16 protein-coding genes and 1 tRNA gene are annotated in these 15,911 nt (G+C 56.7%); 9 read left to right on the top strand and 8 right to left on the bottom strand.

Annotation, left to right across the window (positions count from 1 at the left end; all coding sequences use genetic code 11):
* Nucleotides 1-7 precede the first annotated feature (7 nt).
* From F3J36_RS10925 to yejF, 4 genes are read left to right on the top strand one after another with little or no spacing between them, the layout of a single operon-like run.
* Complete coding sequence (locus tag F3J36_RS10925; protein ID WP_166719677.1) at nt 8-1,816, top strand: extracellular solute-binding protein; 1,809 nt, start codon at nt 8-10, stop codon at nt 1,814-1,816.
* Nucleotides 1,817-1,826: 10 nt separating this feature from the next.
* Nucleotides 1,827-2,918 (top strand): microcin C ABC transporter permease YejB, encoded by a 1,092-nt coding sequence (locus F3J36_RS10920; protein WP_166719676.1) that lies wholly within the window; start codon nt 1,827-1,829, stop codon nt 2,916-2,918.
* Complete coding sequence (locus F3J36_RS10915; RefSeq protein WP_021509256.1) at nt 2,918-3,940, top strand: ABC transporter permease; 1,023 nt, start codon at nt 2,918-2,920, stop codon at nt 3,938-3,940. Before F3J36_RS10920 ends, F3J36_RS10915 begins: the two co-directional genes overlap by 1 nt.
* Nucleotides 3,941-5,530: a microcin C ABC transporter ATP-binding protein YejF gene (gene yejF, locus F3J36_RS10910; protein WP_166719675.1), complete on the top strand. Its 1,590-nt coding sequence runs from the start codon at nt 3,941-3,943 to the stop codon at nt 5,528-5,530. It begins immediately after the preceding gene.
* Here yejF and F3J36_RS10905 read toward each other — a convergent pair.
* The 3 genes from F3J36_RS10905 to rsuA form a co-directional block, all read right to left on the bottom strand.
* Nucleotides 5,524-5,850, bottom strand: a complete 327-nt coding sequence (locus tag F3J36_RS10905; protein ID WP_021509254.1) for a hypothetical protein — start codon at nt 5,848-5,850, stop codon at nt 5,524-5,526. The genes yejF and F3J36_RS10905 overlap by 7 nt on opposite strands.
* A gap of 331 nt (nt 5,851-6,181) precedes the next feature.
* Nucleotides 6,182-7,375, bottom strand: coding sequence for a Bcr/CflA family multidrug efflux MFS transporter (locus F3J36_RS10900; protein WP_166719674.1), 1,194 nt, complete (start codon nt 7,373-7,375; stop codon nt 6,182-6,184).
* 12 nt (nt 7,376-7,387) lie between these two features.
* On the bottom strand, nt 7,388-8,110 hold the full coding sequence (gene rsuA, locus F3J36_RS10895; protein WP_021509252.1) for a 16S rRNA pseudouridine(516) synthase RsuA: 723 nt from the start codon (nt 8,108-8,110) through the stop codon (nt 7,388-7,390).
* A gap of 225 nt (nt 8,111-8,335) precedes the next feature.
* On the opposite strand from rsuA, the gene F3J36_RS10890 reads away from it, so the two are divergent.
* Nucleotides 8,336-10,090 carry a DEAD/DEAH box helicase gene (locus F3J36_RS10890; RefSeq protein ID WP_166719673.1) on the top strand — a complete coding sequence of 585 codons (1,755 nt, stop codon included), beginning with the start codon at nt 8,336-8,338 and terminating at the stop codon, nt 10,088-10,090.
* Nucleotides 10,091-10,221: 131 nt separating this feature from the next.
* Nucleotides 10,222-10,506, top strand: a complete 285-nt coding sequence (gene rplY / locus F3J36_RS10885; protein WP_058775794.1) for a 50S ribosomal protein L25 — start codon at nt 10,222-10,224, stop codon at nt 10,504-10,506.
* 64 nt (nt 10,507-10,570) lie between these two features.
* On the opposite strand, the gene yejK is transcribed toward rplY, so the two are convergent.
* Complete coding sequence (gene yejK / locus F3J36_RS10880; protein ID WP_021509250.1) at nt 10,571-11,575, bottom strand: nucleoid-associated protein YejK; 1,005 nt, start codon at nt 11,573-11,575, stop codon at nt 10,571-10,573.
* Between the two features lie 158 nt (nt 11,576-11,733).
* Between yejK and F3J36_RS10875 the strand changes: the two genes are divergently transcribed.
* The 3 genes from F3J36_RS10875 (at nt 11,734) to F3J36_RS10865 (ending at nt 13,882) form a co-directional block, all read left to right on the top strand.
* Nucleotides 11,734-11,961, top strand: a complete 228-nt coding sequence (locus F3J36_RS10875; protein ID WP_021509249.1) for a YejL family protein — start codon at nt 11,734-11,736, stop codon at nt 11,959-11,961.
* Between the two features lie 23 nt (nt 11,962-11,984).
* Complete coding sequence (gene yejM / locus F3J36_RS10870) at nt 11,985-13,733, top strand: LPS biosynthesis-modulating metalloenzyme YejM (RefSeq protein WP_166719672.1); 1,749 nt, start codon at nt 11,985-11,987, stop codon at nt 13,731-13,733.
* A gap of 72 nt (nt 13,734-13,805) precedes the next feature.
* Nucleotides 13,806-13,882, top strand: a tRNA-Pro gene (locus F3J36_RS10865).
* Nucleotides 13,883-14,498: 616 nt separating this feature from the next.
* Here the strand turns inward: F3J36_RS10865 and F3J36_RS10860 are convergent.
* The 4 genes from F3J36_RS10860 to F3J36_RS10845 are packed head-to-tail and all read right to left on the bottom strand — an operon-like array spanning nt 14,499 to nt 15,837.
* Nucleotides 14,499-14,960, bottom strand: coding sequence for a hypothetical protein (locus F3J36_RS10860; RefSeq protein WP_166719671.1), 462 nt, complete (start codon nt 14,958-14,960; stop codon nt 14,499-14,501).
* Between the two features lie 14 nt (nt 14,961-14,974).
* Nucleotides 14,975-15,406: a hypothetical protein gene (locus tag F3J36_RS10855; protein ID WP_166719670.1), complete on the bottom strand. Its 432-nt coding sequence runs from the start codon at nt 15,404-15,406 to the stop codon at nt 14,975-14,977.
* Between the two features lie 11 nt (nt 15,407-15,417).
* Nucleotides 15,418-15,591 (bottom strand): hypothetical protein, encoded by a 174-nt coding sequence (locus F3J36_RS10850; protein ID WP_166719669.1) that lies wholly within the window; start codon nt 15,589-15,591, stop codon nt 15,418-15,420.
* Nucleotides 15,592-15,630: 39 nt separating this feature from the next.
* Nucleotides 15,631-15,837: a recombinase family protein gene (locus tag F3J36_RS10845; RefSeq protein ID WP_166719668.1), complete on the bottom strand. Its 207-nt coding sequence runs from the start codon at nt 15,835-15,837 to the stop codon at nt 15,631-15,633.
* Nucleotides 15,838-15,911: the final 74 nt, after the last annotated feature.

Raw genomic sequence — 15,911 nt, 5'->3', positions numbered from 1 at the left:
CCCACTTATGCTGCTTCGTCTTGCCACAGCACTACTGATGTGCAGCGCCATTGCGCCGGTGCACGCGGTTACTATTCATGAAAGCTATGCCTTTGCGAAGCTGGGCGAACCGAAATACGCGGTCAACTTCAGCCATTATGATTATGCCAATCCGGCGGCGCCAAAAGGCGGCAAGATCACCCTCGCCGTGGTAGGCACTTACGACAACTTCAACCGCTATGCGTCGCGCGGCAACCCCGGTATCGGCACTGACACGTTGTACGACGGCCTGTTTACCACCTCAGACGATGAGCCCGGCAGCTACTATCCGCTGATCGCCGAATCAGCACGCTATCCCAGCGATTATCACTGGATGGAGGTGTCAATCAATCCGCACGCGCAGTTTCAGGACGGTACGCCGATCACCGCGCAGGATGTCGCCTTCACCTTCGGCAAATTCATGACCGAAGGCGTGCCGCAGTTTCGCGTGGCGTTTCGTGGCGTGCAGGTGAAAGCGCTGAACCGGCTGACGGTGCGCATTGAGATGCCCAAACCAGATAAAGACCTGGTGCTGAGCTGGATTACGCTGCCGGTGCTGCCGGAAAAATTCTGGCAGAACAAAAAATTCAATGAGCCGATTGGCTATCCGCCGCTCGCCAGCGGGCCTTACCGCGTCACTTCGTACAAATCCGGCCAGTTCATCCAATATAGCCGGGTGAAGAACTACTGGGCGGCCGATCTGCCGGTGAACCGCGGTCGCTTTAATTTTGATACCCTGCGCTACGACTACTATCTTGATGACAACGTGGCTTTTGAAGCGTTTAAGGCCGGTGCCTATGACCTGCGCGAGGAGAGTTCGGCGAAGAAATGGGCCACACAATATCGCGGGCGCAACTTCACCAGCCACGCCATTGTGAAAGCCACCACGCCGAATGACGTCGCCACCGACACGCGCTGGCTGGCGTTCAATAACGAGAAAGCACTGTTTGCCGACCGCCGCGTGCGCGAGGCGCTGACGCTGGCGTTTGATTTTGAGTGGATGAACAAAGCGCTGTTCTACGGCGCTTACAAGCGGACCGACAGCTACTTCCAGAACACCGCTTACGCCGCCAAAGGCTATCCAGACGCCGATCAGCTGGTCCTGCTCGCGCCCTACAAGGCGCAGCTGCCTGCCGAGGTCTTTAACAACGCCTACGCGCCGCCGCACTCTGACGGCAGCGGCTTTGACCGCAACAATCTGCTGCGGGCGATGGCGCTGCTGAAGCAGGCCGGCTGGCAGATCAAAAATCAGCAGTTAGTAAACGTGAAAACCGGCCAGCCGTTTCAGTTTGAACTGTTGCTGCGCAGCGGTTCTCAGAACGACTGGGCGCTGCCGTTCCAGCACAGCCTGGCACGGCTTGGCATTACGATGACGCTGCGTCAGGTGGACAGTTCGCAATATCTGCGCCGGCTGCGCGAAGGCGATTACGACATGATTCCGTCGCTTTATCAGGCGATGCCGTGGCCCTCCACCAGCCTGCAGTATGTCTGGCAGTCGGATTACATCAGCTCCTCGTGGAACACCGCGCGGGTAAAAGATCCGCTGGTCGACCATTTCGTGCAGCAGATCGTGGCGCATCAGGGCGATGAAAAAGCGCTGCTGCCGCTCGGTCAGGCGCTGGATCGCCTGCTGCTGTGGAACGCCTACATGATTCCGATGTGGTACAACGCCGAACAGCGGCTGGCCTGGTGGGACAAGTTTTCCCATCCGCAGATTAAACCGGCGTTTGCCACCGGGCTGGAAAACTGGTGGTACGATGTGAACAAAGCCGGTCGTTTACCGGCCGATCGACGCTGAGGAGAGCGGTTTGGGTGCTTATCTCCTGCGCAGGCTGTTGCTGATTATTCCCACGCTGTGGGCCATCATCACCCTGAATTTCTTTATCGTACAGATTGCGCCGGGTGGTCCGGTCGATCAGGCGCTGGCCAACATCCAGTTTGGTCATAGTACCGGTCTGCCTGGCAGCGGCGGCAGTGACAGCGGTGCGCGCGGTGCGCTGGTGCGCGACAATCCCGGCGACAGCCAGTACCGCGGCGCGCGCGGGCTGGATCCGGAGGTGGTGGCAGAAATAACCCATCGCTACGGCTTCGATAAGCCACTGCTGCAGCGCTATGGCGAAATGCTGTGGAATTACCTGCGTTTTGACTTTGGCGACAGCCTGTTTCGTAACGCCTCGGTGCTGCAGCTGATTAAAGAGAGCCTGCCGGTGTCGATCAGCCTCGGGTTGTGGAGCACGCTGATCATCTATCTGGTGTCGATTCCGCTGGGCATCAAAAAAGCGGTGCGCAACGGCAGCGCGTTTGATATCTGGAGCAGCATCTTTATCATCATCGGCTACTCAATTCCGGCGTTTTTGTTTGCCATCATGCTGATTGTGCTGTTTGCCGGCGGCAGCTATCTCGACTGGTTCCCGCTACGTGGCCTCACTTCGCCGCAGTTTGACACGCTGCCGTGGTACAGCAAAATCAGCGATTACCTGTGGCATATCACCCTGCCGGTGCTGGCTACGGTAATTGGCGGCTTTGCCACCCTGACCATGCTGACGAAAAATTCGTTCCTAGATGAGGTGCGCAAACAGTACGTCGTCACGGCGCGCGCCAAGGGCCTGGATGAGAAGCGCATCCTGTACGGCCACGTGTTCCGCAACGCCATGCTGCTGGTGATCGCCGGGTTTCCCGCCACCTTTATCAGTATGTTTTTCACCAGCTCGGTGCTGATTGAGGTGATGTTCTCACTCAACGGCATGGGGCTGCTCGGCTATGATGCCACCATTCAGCGCGACTATCCGGTGATGTTCGGCACGCTGTATATCTTTACGCTGATTGGCCTGCTGATGAATATTCTCAGCGATCTGACCTATACGCTGGTCGATCCACGCATTGATTTTGAGGGCCGCTGATGCGTTTATCTCCCGTTAACCAGCAGCGCTGGCAGCGCTTTCGTCATAACCGGCGCGGCTACTGGTCGCTGTGGCTGTTTCTGCTCATTTTTGTGCTGTCGCTGGGCGCGGAATTATTAGCCAATGACAAACCGCTGCTGGTGCATTACCAGCAGCGCTGGTACGCACCGCTGCTGTTTAACTACAGCGAGAGTGATTTTGGCGGCCAGTTTGCCACGGCGGCCGATTATCAGGATCCGTGGCTGAAACAACGTATTGATCAGCAGGGCTGGGCGCTATGGGCTCCCATCCGCTTCAGCGACAGCACCATTCATTTCGCCACCGACGTGCCCTTCCCGTCACCGCCGTCCGCGCAAAACTGGCTGGGTACCGATGCTAACGGTGGCGATGTACTGGCGCGCCTGCTGTACGGCACGCGCATCTCGCTGCTGTTCGGTTTGCTGTTAACGCTGTTCTCCAGCGTGATTGGCATTGTGGTGGGTGCCCTGCAGGGCTACTTTGGTGGCCGCGTAGACCTCATCGGCCAGCGATTGATTGAAGTGTGGTCCGGCATGCCGACGTTGTTCATGCTGATTCTGCTCTCCAGCGTGATTCAGCCCAATTTCTGGTGGCTGTTACTGCTGACGGTGATTTTCGGCTGGATGAGCCTGGTGAGCGTCGTGCGCGCCGAGTTCTTGCGCACGCGTAACTTTGACTATATCCGCGCCGCGCGCGCGCTGGGCGTGAGCGATAGCCGCATCATGCTGCGCCACATGTTGCCCAACGCCATGGTCGCCACGCTCACCTTTCTGCCGTTTATCCTGTGCGGTTCGATCACCACGTTGACCTCACTGGATTTTCTCGGCTTCGGCCTGCCGGTGGGCTCGCCGTCGCTGGGCGAACTGCTGCTGCAGGGAAAAAACAATTTACAGGCACCGTGGCTTGGCCTTTCCGGCTTCTTCGCCCTCGCCCTGCTGCTGTCGCTGCTGATTTTTATCGGCGAAGCGGTGCGCGATGCCTTTGATCCGAGCCGGGGGCGCTAAATGAGTTTGTTAACGGTGAATCATCTGGCGGTGGCGTTCGGGCCACGCCGCGTGGTGGAAGATATCTCGCTGCGTATCGACGCTGGCGAAACGCTGGCGCTGGTGGGCGAATCGGGATCGGGCAAGAGCGTGACGGCGCTGTCGGTTATGCGTCTGCTGCCGCAGCCGCCGGTGAGTTATCCGCAGGGCGAGATCCTGTTTGACGGGCGCGATGTGTTACAGGCCAGCGAACGTGAGATGCGCGGGCTGCGCGGCAACCAGATGGCGATGATTTTTCAGGAGCCGATGGTGTCACTCAATCCGCTGCACAGCGTGGAAAAGCAGCTGTATGAAGTGCTGTCGCTGCACCGTGGCATGCGGCGTGAAGCGGCGCGCGCTGAAATTCTCAGCTGCCTCGATCGCGTAGGCATTCGCCAGGCCGCGACGCGCCTGCAGGATTTTCCGCACCAGCTGTCCGGCGGCGAGCGCCAGCGCGTGATGATCGCCATGGCCTTGCTGACGCAGCCCAAACTGCTGATTGCCGATGAGCCCACCACGGCGCTGGATGTCACGGTACAGGCACAGATTTTACAGCTGCTGCGCGAACTGCAGCGCGAACTGAACATGGGCATGCTGTTCATTACCCATAACCTGAACATTGTGCGTCAGCTGGCCCACAGCGTGACGGTGATGCGCAACGGGCGCGAGGTGGAACACAACCGCTGTGACGCACTGTTTCGCCAGCCACAGCAGCCTTATACCCGTGAGCTGCTGGCCGCCGAGCCGGACGGCGCACCGGTGCCGCTGAACGACGCGCCGCCGCTGTTGCAGGTGAATAATTTGCAGGTGGGTTTCCCGATTCGCCGTGGACTGCTGAAGCGCACCGTGGCGGAAAAAACCGCGCTACACAATCTCAGTTTTACCCTGCGGCGCGGCGAGAGCCTCGGGTTAGTCGGCGAATCCGGGTCTGGCAAAAGCACCACCGGCCTGGCGCTGCTGCGCCTGATTGCTGCGCGCGGCGAGATCTGGTTCGACGGCCAGCCGCTGCATCAGCTGAGCGCGAAGCAGCTACTGCCGCTGCGCCAGCGCATTCAGGTGGTGTTTCAGGATCCCAACTCTTCACTCAATCCGCGCATGACGGTACAGCAGGTGATTGCCGAAGGGCTGGCGGTGCACCAGCCGCAGCTCAGTGCTGCCGAACAGGAAGCCAGAGTCATTGCGGTGATGGAAGAGGTTGGTCTGGAGGCAGCGAGCCGCAGCCGCTACCCGGCGGAATTCTCTGGCGGTCAGCGCCAGCGCATCGCCATTGCCCGCGCGCTCATCCTGCAGCCGCAGCTGATCGTGCTGGATGAACCCACCTCGTCGCTGGACCGCTCGGTGCAAAAGCAGATCCTCACCCTGCTGCGCCGTTTACAGCAGCAGCATCAGCTGGCGTATCTGTTTATCAGTCACGATTTGCAGGTGGTGCGCGCGCTGTGTCATCAGCTGGTAGTGTTGCGCCAGGGTGAAGTGGTGGAACAGGGTGAATGCGAAGCGCTGTTCAACGCGCCCGCAGCAGAGTATACGCGTCAGCTGCTGGCCTCCGCGCAGGGCGAGATCGGGCCTCAGTGACCGTCAAAGGTTTCGGCGATCGCCACGCCCTGATTTTTCAGACAACAGTTAGTGGCGCTCTCGTCGCCGCGCTGAATCAGCAAACACGGCTGCCCTTCACATTCGGCAATTTTGCACTCGACCTGAATCTGCGCCAGCGTTTCCTGTAGCTGCTGCAGGATCTCCAGCGCCGGATGGCCGTCATGGCTCAGCAGGCGCAGCGCGACCAGATCCCCGTCATGCGCGCCGTTCGCTGCTTCCTGGCGTTCAATGGCGCCGGCATGTTCCAGCGACCAGCGGTAAAGTTGTGGTAAACGATGCACAACCGAGAGTTGCAGCATAGTGTTTCGGTTCCCAGAGACAGTAACGTTATTCACAACGGACGGCTTCATCGCGGTGAATCCCCACCTGGCAAGCTCAGCATACGGACGTCAAGGATAGCCTTCTCGTTTTAAGCACAAAGCGTGATGCAACTTTATTATTTGCGAGCTTTCTCGCATTTATGCCTATGTTTACCGCGTTACGCGGCGCTTAACAATCATTTTAGACGCAATGTCGTTACTTTTTTATCAATTAATTTTCACAATATGGAAACATTAATCATAGCGAGAGCGCGGAGAGGGGCAAATCAGGAGGTGAAATAACAGCAGGTTAAGAATCGACCCGCCGCCATCACGCGGTGTGGCGCGGACGGGCGGCGTAGCTGAACAGCACGATTGAGACGGTAGCGCACAGCGCAATGGTGGCGACCATTGGCCAGGCGCTGTTGACGCTGACCAGCGACAGCAGCGCGCCAACCAGCGCACCGACGCCAAAGCGCAGCGTACCGGCCAGCGAGGATGCGGTGCCGGCCATATGAGGAAATTCGTCGAGGATCACCGCCATCGCATTGGAGGAGACGGTCGATACGCAGCCAATAAACATTGCCACGCCAAACACCAGCGGCAGGAAACCGAGGTTAAGCGCGCTGACAATCAGCAGCCAGATGCCCATGGCAAACTGAATCAGCAGACCGAGGCGGAACATCGCCAGCGGTCCGAAACGGCGCACCGCGCGGCTGTTAATCAGCGTCATGACAAACAGAAACACCACGTTGAGGCCAAAGTAGTAGCCGAAATTCTGCGGCGACACATGGTTCACTTCAATGTAAACAAACGGCCCGGCATTAAGAAAGGTAAACAGCCCGGCAAACGAGAAGCCGCTTGCCAGCATATAGCTGAAGGCGCGTTTGTGCCGCACCAGCGCGACAAAATTGCTCAGCGTGGTGCGCAGGTGAAAACGCTGCCGCTGCTCGGGCTTAAGCGTTTCGCGGATCTGCGTTACCACCAGCACGGTGGTAATCAGTGCGGCCATTGCCAGCGTCCCGAAGATGGCGTGCCAGTTCCACAGCAGCAGCAGCCAGCCGCCGATGATTGGGGCCAGCAGCGGCGCAATGGTGGTGATCAGCATGACAAACGACATCATGCGCGAGAAATCTTCTTTCGAATAACTGTCGCGCATCAGGGCGTTAATCACCACGCTGGCCGCGGCGGCGGAGAGCCCGTGCAGGAAACGCATCAGAATCAGCTGGTCAATGGATTGCGACAGCGCACAGGCTGCCGCCGCGCAGGCGAAAATCAGCGTGCCAAGCACAATCACCGGTTTACGTCCGTAGCTGTCGGCCAGCGGGCCATACACCAGCTGACCAATGGCGAAGCCGAGGATGTAGAGATTCAGCGTCATCTGTACGCTGCCGGCCGACACCGCGAATTCACGGGCGATTTGCGGCATCGCCGGCAGATACATATCAATGGAGAGCGGCATCAGCATGGCCAGCAATCCCAGAATCACCACTAATCCCACCGGTGAATTTTTTTCCTTACGCACCGCTGTCTCCCGCTATTTACGCTGTTTCAGTTCGTCCGGCAGGCCGATGCTGTTGATTTCCGCCTCGGTCAGTTCACGGTATTCGCCTTCACCGAGCTCCTCATCCAGCACAATCTCACCGATGCTCTCGCGATGCAGCGCCGTGACGTGGTTGCCCATCGCCGCAAACATACGTTTCACCTGGTGATAGCGCCCTTCACTGAGGGTGAGGCGCGCGGCTTTCTCATCGAGGATTTCCAGCTGCGCCGGTTTGGTCAGATCTTTCTCGTTGTGCAGTTGAATGCCGGCAGCAAATTTTTCGATCAGCCCCGCGTCAAGCGGCTGCTCCAGTTCCACCAGGTAGGTTTTCTCCAGGTGATGGCGCGGAGAAGTAATGCGATGCGACCACTGACCATCATCGGTCAGCAGCACCAGCCCGGTGGTATCAATATCCAGCCGCCCTGCCGCGTGCAGTTTGAACGCCGCCGGCTCCTCAATGAAATAGAGAATGGTGGGATGATCCGGATCGTCGGTGGAGCAGACATAGCCCTGCGGTTTATTCAGCATGAAATAGCGCGGGCCCTGCTGCACCGTCAGCGGATTGCCGTCGTACTCTACGGCATCGTCCGGCAGGACTTTATACGCGGTGTCGCGCACCACTTCGCCATTGATGGTGATCTTTCTGCCACGTATTTCACGGCCGGCGATGGCACGGCTAACTTCCAGTTGCTGAGATATGAATTTGTCGAGTCGCATGAATTCGCTTTTTTGCCTGTTACTGCGGAGGGGAACTGAAACGGCGTTTGCCCGGTAAATCATTTACAGCGTAGCGCGGCGGCCACGGCATAATTGAGAGCAGGGTTAACCGTTGAAAAAGTGTGGGCAGTATAGCCTGAACCTTCGCCTGCTAATAGTGCCGATCCTGCGTTTCAGCCACTTTCATGGCATAATGCGCGTCCGTTCCAGAAAAAGCCGGTTCCCATGTCGTTTACCCTGCGCCCCTATCAGCAAGAAGCCGTTGATGCCACCGTTGCCCATTTTCGCCGCCACGCCACGCCAGCGGTGATTGTGCTGCCAACCGGCGCCGGCAAAAGCCTGGTGATCGCCGAACTGGCGCGGCTGGCGCGCGGTCGCGTGCTGGTGCTGGCTCACGTCAAAGAACTGGTGGAGCAGAACCACAGTAAATATCAGGCGTATGGCCTGCAGGCGGACATCTTCGCCGCGGGCCTGCAGCGCAAGCAGAGCGACGGTAAAGTGGTGTTCGGCAGCGTGCAATCAGTGGCGCGCAATCTGGCCAGTTTTGACAGCGCCTTTTCGCTGGTGATCGTCGATGAGTGCCATCGCATCAGCGACAACGAGGAGAGCCAGTATCAGCAGCTGTTCGCCCATCTGCGCCAGCACAATCCGCAGCTGCGTCTGCTGGGGCTGACCGCCACGCCATTCCGCCTGGGCAAAGGCTGGATTTACCAGTACCACTATCACGGCATGGTGCGCGGCGACGATAACGCGCTGTTCCGTGACTGCATCTACGAATTGCCGCTGCGCTATATGATCAAACATGGCTTTCTGGTGCCACCTGAGCGGCTGGATATGCCGGTGGTGCAGTACGATTTCAGTCGGCTGATCCCGCAGAATAATGGCCTGTTCAGTGAGGCCGATCTTAACCGCGAACTGAAACAGCAGCAGCGCGTCACGCCGCAGATCATGCGACAGATCATCGAGTTCGCTGAGACGCGCCGCGGCGTGATGGTGTTTGCCGCAACCGTTGAACACGCGCGGGAAATCCTCAGCCTGCTGCCGGAAAACAGTGCGCTGGTGTCGGCGGAAACCCCGGTGAAAGAGCGTGACCGGCTGATTCAGCAGTTCAAAGCGCAGCAGCTTAAGTTTCTGGTTAACGTGGCGGTGCTGACCACCGGCTTTGACGCGCCGCACGTCGATTTGATCGCCATTCTGCGCCCGACCGAATCGGTCAGCCTGTATCAGCAAATTGTCGGTCGCGGGTTGCGGCTGGCACCGGGCAAAACCGACTGCCTGATCCTCGATTACGCCGGAAACCCGCACGATCTCTTTACGCCCGAAGTCGGCGCAGCGAAAGGCGCCAGCGATAACCAGCCGGTGCAGGTGTTTTGTCCGGCCTGCGGCTTTGCGAATACCTTCTGGGGCAAGGCGACCGAAGATGGCCACGTCATTGAGCACTTTGGCCGCCGCTGTCAGGGCGTGCTCGACGATGACGAGGGCCATCGCGCGCAGTGCGACTACCGTTTCCGCTTTAAAAGCTGCCCGGACTGCGGTGCAGAAAATGACATCGCCGCGCGCCGCTGCCAGCAGTGCGACAAGGTGCTGGTCGACCCCGATGATATGCTGAAAGCGGCGCTGAAGCTGAAAGACGCGCGCGTACTGCGCTGCAGTGGTATGACGCTGGCGCACGGACGCGATGATAAAGGCGAGTGGCTGCAAGCCACCTATTTTGATGAGGATGGCACCAGCGTCAGCGAGCGCTTTCGCCTGCGCACCCCGGCGCAGCGCACCGCCTTTGAGCAGCTGTTTATGCGGCCACATCAGCGTGCGCCCGGCGTGGAGCTCGGCTGGCAGAGCGCCGCTGATGTGGTGGCGCTGCAGCCGCTGCTGCGCCATCCCGATTTTGTGGTGGCGCGCGCCAAAGGCCACTTCTGGCAGGTGCGGGAAAAAATGTTCGATTATCAGGGACGCTATCGCCGCGCCAACGAGCTGCGCTAAGCGGCGGAATCATTTGCCCCGCTGTGGCAATCCGGCTATAATGCCGCCCGCTTTTGCATCCGTAAAAGCGTATTGAATAACCGTCCTGTTGCTGGGTCGCCTGTAGCAGGAACTATAGAAGAGATCTTAAGATGTTCACTATTAATGCAGAAGTACGTAAAGAGCAGGGTAAGGGTGCGAGCCGCCGCCTGCGCGCAGCGAACAAATTCCCGGCCATCATCTATGGCGGTAAAGACGCTGCGGTTTCTATCGAACTGGACCACGACTCTGTGATGAACATGCAGGCTAAGCCTGAGTTCTACAGCGACGTGCTGACTCTGGTTGTTGACGGTAAAGAAACCAAAGTTAAAGTTCAGGCTGTTCAGCGTCACCCGTTCAAGCCAAAACTGCACCACATCGACTTCGTTCGCGCTTAATCGCTAACGGGTTGACGAAAAAACGCCGCATCTGCGGCGTTTTTTTATGGCGCATATCGGGCGATCACTGACCGCCGGTACGACGTTGCAGCTGATCGCGCAGATTCGGCGGCGTGCCTTTGATGGTCAGCGTATCGGTGGCCGGATCCCAGAAAATGCGCTCGCCCAGCAGCATGGCATCAAAGTTAAGCGTTAATCCCCCGCCGCTACCGGCAAATTTCGTCAGCTGACGCAGGGTGCTGCGGTCGGCCGGGAAATGCTCTTCCAGCTCATAACCCTGCTCCTGGGTAAACGCCTGAAAGGTTTTTTCGCCCAGCGGCGGCAGCTCGCTGGAGAGATCTTCCAGCGCAATCTCCTCGCCCGCCTGCAGCTGTTCATTGCAGTAGCTGTAGACCTGCTGGCGATAGTTCTGGCGCTCATTTTTATCGAGGCTGGACTCGGCACAATAATCATCTACCGCCTGCAGCAGCCCGCGGTTCTGTGCTTTGGTGTCCAGACCAACGCTGGCACCGAGGAAATCCATGAAGAAATCGGCCACTTTGCGCCCCACGCGTCCGCGCAGGAAGGTCAGGTAGCGCGTGGATTCCGGGTTGGTTTCCCACTCGGTGAGATCGATACGCGCCACGATATCGGCATGGTTGATGTCCAGATAGTGCGTGCTGCTGATGTCGAGCTGCTCGTTAACGCGCATGCTCGACTGGCTGTTCAGCACCGCCACCAGCAGATACTCCACCGCCAGATAGCGATAGTGCAGAAACAGCACCACGCCGCCTTCAGCGAACGGGTATTTGCTCAGCTCGTCGCGCAGGCGTCCGGTAGCCGCACGGCTGAACGCCAGGAAGTCATCCTGCCCTTTGCGGCAGTTGCGCAGCGCTTCCGCCAGCTCGCTGTCTTCATTAAACAGGCCGTAAGCCTTGCTTTTGGCGCTATAGACGCGGTGTAACTCTTCCGCCATCTCTTCCACCGCCTGCGTGGCAGGTAACAGGGTATCGCGCAGCACCAGTTCCAGCTGGTTTTCATCACGTTTGACTAACTGATGCAGGGCAATCTGGTCGATATCCAGACTCATGGTAGACTCTCCTTTTGGCTCAGGCGCGTATTCAAACACCGCCCGCAGCCGCTTTCAACTGCGCGCACAAACTGATCGTTCTGCTTGCGATAAAATTGCGGAAAAAAGTGCGTTGTTACGGTAATATACCGCGTTTTCACACTTGATTAGTCGACGATATGCCACAATCATCCCGTTATAGCGACGCGCGCGTCGAACAGCTTCTCGCGCAGCTGGCGCAGGTTCTTGAAAAAGACAAAGCGCCAACCGATCTTTCCCTGATGGTGTTGGGGAACATGGTGACCAATTTGATCAACACCGACATCGCACCGGCCCAGCGCCGCAGCCTCGCCCGTTCGTTTGCGGAAGCGCTGCAGTCTTCCGTGCGCGATGACAACGCCCACTAAATTGCAGATTTGACCTCATAAATATGGTAACCAACCGGCAGCGCTACCGTGAAAAAGTCTCCCAGATGATCAGCTGGGGGCACTGGTTTGCCCTGTTTAATATTCTGTTTGCGCTTATTTTAGGCAGCCGCTACCTGTTGGTCGCCGACTGGCCCTCTTCCCTCGCCGGCCGTATTTATGCGTTTACCAGCTGGATTGGCCATTTCAGCTTTATCGTGTTTGCCGCTTATCTTCTGATTATCTTCCCGCTGACCTTTGTCGCCATGTCGCAGCGGTTGCTGCGCGTGCTCTCCGCCGTGGTCGCCACGGCCGGGCTGACGCTGATTATGGTCGACAGCGCGGTGTTCAACCGTTTCCATCTGCACCTCAATCCGGTGGTGTGGGAACTGGTGGTCAACCCCGATCAAAGCGAGATGGCGCGCGACTGGCAGCTGATGTTTATCAGCGTACCGCTGATTTTCCTCGTTGAGATGCTGTTTGCCACCTGGAGCTGGCAAAAGCTGCGCAGCCTGAACCGGCGTTCGTTTGGCAAGCCGCTGGCCGCGCTGTTTATCAGCGCCTTCTTTGCCAGTCATCTGCTGTATATCTGGGCGGACGCCAACTTTTACCGGCCGATCACCATGCAGCGTGCCAACCTGCCGCTCTCCTATCCGATGACCGCACGGCGCTTTCTGGAGCGACACGGTCTGCTGGATGCGCAGGAGTATCAGCGCCGTCTGGTGCAACAGGGCGATCCGGAAGCGCTGTCGGTGCAGTATCCGCTCAGCGATATTACGTTCCGCGATGGCGGAACGCGTCACAACCTGCTGATTCTGACGGTGGACGGCCTGAACAATGCCACGGTGGATAAAGCGCTGCCATCGCTCAATCAGTTCGCCAGTGATAACGTGCGCTTTACCCAGCATTACAGCGCCGGACTGCAGCCGGAAAAAGGCCTGTTCGGCCTGTTCTACGGTATCTCCTCCAGCTACATGGACGGCGTACTGGCGGCGCGCATGCCCTCTGCCCTGCTCGGCGCGCTGAACAGCCAGGGTTATCAGTTCGGCCTGTTCTCTTCCGATGGCTTTAGCCAGCCGCTGTACCGTCAGGCGCTGCTGGCGGATTACAGCCTGCCGCAGGCCGACACCCAGCCCAACAGCACCACGGTGACGCAGTGGCAGAACTGGCTCAATGGTCAGAAAGGCGGTGCGCCCTGGTTCTCATGGATCGCGCTCAACGGCGTGACGGTAACCGGCGACAGCACCAAAGCGCGCCAGCGCAGCTATATGCGCCAGGCGACAGGCGTGGATGAACAAATCGCGACGGTGCTGCATACGCTGCAGCAGAATGATGCGCTGAAAAATACCGTGGTGGTGATCACGGCGCAGCGCGCCATCACCTTCGACAACAGCGATAATCCGGGCAACCGCGCGACGCTGCAGGTACCGCTGGTGGTGCACTGGCCGAATACCCCGGCGCAGAGCATCGATCGCCTGACCGATCAGCAGGATGTGATGACCACGCTGATGCAGCGCCTGCTGCACGTGCGCACCAATCCGGTTAACTATTCACAGGGTGAAGATCTGTTTGCCGCGCAGCGCAGCCATAACTGGGTCGCCAGCAGTGAAGATGGCAAACTGGTGGTGACCACGCCAACGGTGACGCTGGTGCTCAGCAACAACGGTAACTACAGCGCGTACGATGCCCAGGGCAAAGAGCTGAAAGATCATAAACCTCAGCTGGCGCTACTGTTGCAGGTGCTGACGGAAGAGAAACGGTTCACGGCAAACTGATTAATTATGAGGCAGTTAAGCTGCCGGCATATTGCAATCGCCAACGGAACCAGTAGTATAACCCTCCACGTTCGGCACGTAGCGCAGCCTGGTAGCGCACTGTCATGGGGTGTCAGGGGTCGGAGGTTCAAATCCTCTCGTGCCGACCAAAATACTCTAATAGGTCAAAGGGTTAATCGAAAGGTTAGCCCTTTTACTTTATGTACTTTTCTGCACATGTGCAATCATCTTGTGCATACACTTTTTCCTTTTAATTTCTCAGTATCCTTTCCATGACAGGACGTAATGTCGCTGTGCTCCATTACTACGTTCGCAAGCTCACTGTGCTGCTACCAGGCTGCGCTACGTGCCTCCTTTTCTGAACGCATTACACAAAACGCAGTGTGTACGTTCAGAGCTAACCGATTGTTATTCATGACTATCCCTCTGTCTATCTAAGACACGTAACAGAGAATACATACAGAAAATTGCTGATGATGATAAGAAAAAGGGAGCTGGCTGTATTTCTGGAAGGAGAAAGCTAAGGGGGTATGAAGGGGGTGTACCGGGGCTTGCTGCTATACGGATTGCATCTTGGAGATTTCTAGCAGAAATAGAGGATGTTCAGGGGGGCATGTGAGGGTGAAAGAAGAGGCCCCACTAAGGGGGCATCTGATAGGCAGCACATTACTACCCACTTTATACGTAATGATTTGGGATGTATTAGGGCTGCATGAGGGTGGGGAAAGGGAAATAGCTGGAAGGGTTAAAGCGCCATCTAATTATCTAATAGAAATTCTCGTCTGTTGCCCAGTCTAAGCGGTCTTCCCACTCTTCATGAAAGCAGAAAGGGCACGCAATGACATATCCACCTAGATGCTCAATGAGAGATTCCCTGCGAAACAGGAAAGGAGTGCTACAACCTCCGCATTGTACGTTTTTGTTACGCTCTCTGAGGCGCTTTAGCTTTTCAGGAGAAGCCTGAGCAAGCCCTGAATCTATCGTGTTACGCAGATAAATCGAATCATTGAATACACCACTAACCAGCTCTACTGGAAAGCCTTCAAGCTTCACGTCCCTAACGCGATAGAAGGTGTTACGCCTCTCAATAACAAGCCCCTTATAGGCAAATGTCATAGCGCCGTCATGTGTATTCCATCCCTTCCAGTTTGCCTGCTCTTCATCAGAATAGCGGGAACTCTTTACGGTTCCCTTGAAATGCGTGTTAACCTGATAGCCGGGCTTCATCTTCTCCCCTCCCCTTAGCCTTTACGAAAGAAATCAATAGCAGCCTGAGTGCTTCGCATCATGCCACCTGATGTAGCACGCTCTTTCATACGTTGTTTAAACTCTTCCTGAGCGTCGATAACACGTTGTTCTGAGGCCTGCTGTTCTTTCATCTGTGGAGGTATCCATACATTAGGAGCTACCTGAGAGCGAATCTGGCGCATATACTCGCCTTTCTCCTTATCAGTGCGAAGCTTCATGGCAGAGCCGTTAGCACTGCTGTGTTGAGCAGCCTTCTGGCCCTCAATGTAACGCACTACAGCCGCTGCTGATTCTTCCGGGCTATAACCTTCTGCTACAAGCTGTTCAATCATCTGCTCGATGTTGTAACTGGAAGAAGTTTCATGAGAAGCAGGAGCAGTGGAAGGAAACAGGGCTGATGATTCATTTTCGAATAACTGGGTCATATTTATTTTCCTTATTGTTGTACGTTGGCAGGCTTGGGAGTGCGGCGGTATTTGCTCCCTTTAATGTTGTTAGTCCAGCTGAATGGAGAGCGGAAACTATCTTCTAGGTGTTCCTGCCAATAGGCCGCCTGCCTTGCTTTATGTTCGTTAAACGCTTCGCGAGCTGCTTTGGAATATTTAGCCATATTATTGCCTCTTTATTTTTATAGTTATTGGCGTAATGCTTACAGCGTTTTCATATCTAAACGCTTGAGGGTTTTCTTCACAGAATCGATAGTCCACGGAGTACCCCAACGGCTGAGAATGCCACGGGAGTTAAGCGCATTAGCTAATGCTGTATAGCCATATCCATACTGGATAAGTTCTTCCATTACAGGCTTAACTTTCTGGTCGAAGATGACAGTCTTGCTTTTACGGATTTCTTCATACATAGGGAGTTCCTTTTATTATTATAAATGGCCTGTAATCAGGCAGTAGATTACTTTAAGCAGGAATGAAACTATTA

Source organism: Pantoea sp. Cy-640 (genome assembly GCF_011752635.1).
GTDB lineage: Bacteria > Pseudomonadota > Gammaproteobacteria > Enterobacterales > Enterobacteriaceae > Pantoea > Pantoea dispersa.
The sequence above is the reverse complement of the archived record's forward strand: the minus strand, read 5'-3'. Positions and strand labels throughout refer to the sequence as shown.

Bases quoted from the DNA above. Each gene is read 5' to 3' on its own strand.
- F3J36_RS10925 (WP_166719677.1), top strand. From the start codon at position 8: ATGCTGCTTCGTCTTGCCACAGCACTACTGATGTGCAGCGCCATTGCG.
- F3J36_RS10915 (WP_021509256.1), top strand. From the start codon at position 2,918: ATGCGTTTATCTCCCGTTAACCAGCAGCGCTGGCAGCGCTTTCGTCAT.
- yejF (WP_166719675.1), top strand. From the start codon at position 3,941: ATGAGTTTGTTAACGGTGAATCATCTGGCGGTGGCGTTCGGGCCACGC.
- F3J36_RS10905 (WP_021509254.1), bottom strand. From the start codon at position 5,850: ATGCTGCAACTCTCGGTTGTGCATCGTTTACCACAACTTTACCGCTGG.
- rsuA (WP_021509252.1), bottom strand. From the start codon at position 8,110: ATGCGACTCGACAAATTCATATCTCAGCAACTGGAAGTTAGCCGTGCC.
- F3J36_RS10890 (WP_166719673.1), top strand. From the start codon at position 8,336: ATGTCGTTTACCCTGCGCCCCTATCAGCAAGAAGCCGTTGATGCCACC.
- rplY (WP_058775794.1), top strand. From the start codon at position 10,222: ATGTTCACTATTAATGCAGAAGTACGTAAAGAGCAGGGTAAGGGTGCG.
- yejK (WP_021509250.1), bottom strand. From the start codon at position 11,575: ATGAGTCTGGATATCGACCAGATTGCCCTGCATCAGTTAGTCAAACGT.
- F3J36_RS10875 (WP_021509249.1), top strand. From the start codon at position 11,734: ATGCCACAATCATCCCGTTATAGCGACGCGCGCGTCGAACAGCTTCTC.
- yejM (WP_166719672.1), top strand. From the start codon at position 11,985: ATGGTAACCAACCGGCAGCGCTACCGTGAAAAAGTCTCCCAGATGATC.
- F3J36_RS10860 (WP_166719671.1), bottom strand. From the start codon at position 14,960: ATGAAGCCCGGCTATCAGGTTAACACGCATTTCAAGGGAACCGTAAAG.
- F3J36_RS10855 (WP_166719670.1), bottom strand. From the start codon at position 15,406: ATGACCCAGTTATTCGAAAATGAATCATCAGCCCTGTTTCCTTCCACT.
- F3J36_RS10850 (WP_166719669.1), bottom strand. From the start codon at position 15,591: ATGGCTAAATATTCCAAAGCAGCTCGCGAAGCGTTTAACGAACATAAA.
- F3J36_RS10845 (WP_166719668.1), bottom strand. From the start codon at position 15,837: ATGTATGAAGAAATCCGTAAAAGCAAGACTGTCATCTTCGACCAGAAA.